The sequence below is a fragment of the Curtobacterium sp. B8 genome, assembly GCF_000333315.1.
Classification (GTDB): Bacteria; Actinomycetota; Actinomycetes; order Actinomycetales; family Microbacteriaceae; genus Curtobacterium; species Curtobacterium luteum.
This window is the reverse complement of the sequence record NZ_BACW01000003.1, coordinates 1-3163: the sequence shown is the minus strand read 5'-3', so window position 1 is coordinate 3163 and position 3163 is coordinate 1. Positions and strand designations below refer to the sequence as shown.

The following is a 3163-nucleotide window of genomic DNA, read 5'->3' as shown; positions in this document are numbered from 1 at the left end:
ATGCCCTCCGACGAGGACGAACTCCGCGTCCTCGCACGGTCGAGCGGTCTCGCGACCTCGGCGGCGGCGCTCGAGGACCGCTGGCGCACGGTGAAGCTCGAGGTCCGCGGGCTCCACGAGCGGCTCTTCTACCGCCCGCTGCTGTCCGCGGTGGCGGCCACCGACGGCGAGATCGTCCTCACCAGCGACCAGGCCGCGGACCGTCTCGGCGCCATCGGCTTCGCGGACCCCGCGGGCGCGCTGGGACACATCCGTGCGCTCACGCAGGGCACGAGCCGCCGTGCCGCGATCCAACGGAACCTGCTGCCGGTGCTCCTGCGCTGGATGGCCGAGGGGCCGGCACCGGACCGGGCGCTCCTGGCGTTCCGTCGGCTGAGCGACACCCTGGGGGAGTCGAGCTGGTTCCTCCGGATGCTCCGCGACTCGTCCGGGGCGGCCCATTCGCTGACCACCGTCCTGTCCGAGTCCGCGTTCCTCTCCGGGCTGCTCGAGCGCTTCCCGGAGGCCGTGGCCTGGCTCGACGAGCCGGAGTCGCTCCTCCGTCCGCGACCGATGGAGTCGCTGCTCGCCGAGATGACCGCGACGACGGCCCGGCACGGGAACGACCTCGACGGGTCCGCCGCGCTCGTCCGCTCGGCCCGACGGCGCGAGACCCTGCGGCTCGGCATGGCCGCCGTGCTCGGCTGGCTCGACGTCGACGCCCTCGGGCCGGCCCTCACCGACGTCACGGAGGCCACCCTCGCCGGCGCCCTCACCCTCGCCCGCCGCGGCGCGCCCGAGGGACTCGAGTTCGGCATCGTCGCGATGGGCCGCTACGGGGGCCGCGAACTCGGCTTCGGGTCCGACGCCGACGTCCTGTACGTGTACCGCGCCGCCGAGGGCACCGAGCCCGAGGTCGCCTCCCGCGCCGCCCAGGCGATCGTGCGCGAGCTCGGCCGGCTCATCGAGGACGCCATCCACCCGTTCGAGCTCGACGTCGACCTGCGCCCCGAGGGCAAGAACGGGCCGCTCGTGCGCACGCTCGAGTCCTACGCCGCCTACTACGCGCGGTGGTCGTTGACCTGGGAGGCGCAGGCGCTGCTCCGTGCCCGCGGAGCCGTGGGGGACCGGCAGCTGCTCCGCGACTTCGAGCACCTCGCCGACCGTACCCGCTACTCGGAGCACATCGACTACCACCAGGTCCGCGAGGTCCGGCGCATTCAGGCCCGTGTGGAGTCGGAACGGCTGCCCCGGGGCGCCGATTCTGCTCGGCACCTTCAGCTCGGGCGCGGATCGCTCAGCGACGTCGAGTGGTTCGTGCAGCTCCTCCAGCTGCAGCACGCGCTGACCGTGCCCGGGCTCCGGACGACCTCGACGCTCGAGGCCCTCGCCGCCGCCACCGACGCCGGGCTCGTCGCGCCGGACGACGCCGACAAGCTCGGCGCGGCGTGGCGGTTCGCGTCCCGGGCCCGGAGCGCGCTCGTGCTGTGGTCGGGGAAGACGACCGACGTGCTGCCCGTCGACCGGATCCAGCTCGAGGGCATTGCGCGGCTCATGGAGTACCCGCCGGGGTCGGCCACGCAGCTCGAGGAGGACTACCTCGGTGTGACCCGGCGCGCCCGGCAGGTGTTCGAGCGCGCGTTCTACGGGGCCTGACCGGCGCGGCACTGCGCGCCGGCACGCCGGCACGCCGGCGCGTGGCGTCCGCAGCGGGGCGCGATCCGCGCCAGCGGCCGGACGGGAGGCCCGTGGTTGCGCCGGCCCGCACCGCCCGTCCGACGCGTTCCCCGTACCCGACAGGAGGCCCGTGGCGGGGCCGACCCGTGCCTCCAGGCCGCCGTCCGCTCCCGCCCGGCGCGCTCCCACCGCGGCTCGAGACGCGACCGGCGACACCGCGACACGCCCGAGCCGACGTCGTTCGCCCGAACATGACGTGCCGTCGAAGGTGAATTCCGTGTGTCCGGAACCGTCCCCCGCAGCTGTGAACCCTGTACCCCGCTCTTGGGACCGCTCCCAGCCTGTTACCCGGCCGTTACCGTCTTCGGGTCGACACCGAACGACGCGACCCGACCGCGTCCCACGAGCGAAGAAATACCTGATTGACCGGGGATTTTCGATCTGAGTTGACCCGAGGGTCGCGCAGGCTGGAGGCGAGGAGTGTGCCGGTTCGGCTGATGGAGCGGTCCGCCGGACTGCTGTCAGCAGTCGGGGGGACACCGAGCCGTCGCTGAGTGGGGGACCAGGGTGTACCCCGTAACGCGCTCGTAACGCCCCCACTCGGGGGTCGTGTTGCGCGGGCCCTGCGCTTTCTGCACGATTGGCCCCACCCGAACCGACCACAGGTTCCTCGATGAAGCGGAATCCCCACCTCGAACGTTGAAGCAGGGATCGATGTTCACCTTCATTCTGCAGATCCGGCAGATGGTCGAAGGGCACCCCGAGTTCTACCTGTTCGCCGTGTACTCCGCGGTGATCTGGTTGCTCTGGCTGCTCAAGGTCGTCCTGTCCGCCCGCTACCGCCCCTTCACCGGCACGTACACCGGGACGACGAGCGTCGTCGTCCCCGTGGTGGACGAGCCGCTCGACCTCTTCCGCGACGTCATCGGCCGCATGGTCGAGCAGCGCCCCGGCGAGATCATCGTCGTCATCAACGGCGCCCGCAACGAGGCCCTCGAGGAGGTCTGCGACGAGTTCGCCCCGCTCGTCCGCTGGACCCACACCCCGATCCCCGGCAAGCGCAACGCCGTCAAGGTCGGCACCGAGATGTCCACCGGCGACATCACCGTGCTCGTCGACTCGGACACCGTCTGGACCCCCGGCACGCTCGAGGAGCTCCTCAAGCCGTTCGCCGACGAGTCCGTCGGCGGCGTGACCACCCGTCAGCGCATCCTCGAGCCGACCCGCAGCTGGATCACCCGCTGGGCCGACTGGCTCGAGAACTCGCGCGCGCTCTACTCGATGCCCGCGCAGAGCGTCCTCGGCCAGATCGGCTGCCTGCCCGGCCGCACGATCGCCTTCCGGCGGAACATCCTCGTGCGGGTCATGGACAGGTTCATGCACGAGAAGTTCATGGGCGTCTTCCTCGAGGTCTCCGACGACCGCACCCTGACGAACCTGACCCTCAAGGAGGGCTACCGGACCGTCTACCAGTACACGTCGCTCGTGTACACGGACGCTCCGCTCC

2 protein-coding genes are annotated in these 3163 nt (G+C 71.8%); both read left to right on the top strand.

Going from position 1 to position 3163, the window contains the following annotated elements; genetic code table 11:
- Positions 1-1635 (top strand): bifunctional [glutamine synthetase] adenylyltransferase/[glutamine synthetase]-adenylyl-L-tyrosine phosphorylase (locus I59_RS00030; RefSeq protein WP_022902113.1); only part of this gene is annotated, 1635 nt, incomplete at its 5' end.
- 735 nt (positions 1636-2370) lie between these two features.
- A partial coding sequence (locus I59_RS00025; protein ID WP_022902112.1) for a glycosyltransferase occupies positions 2371-3163 on the top strand: 793 nt, incomplete at its 3' end.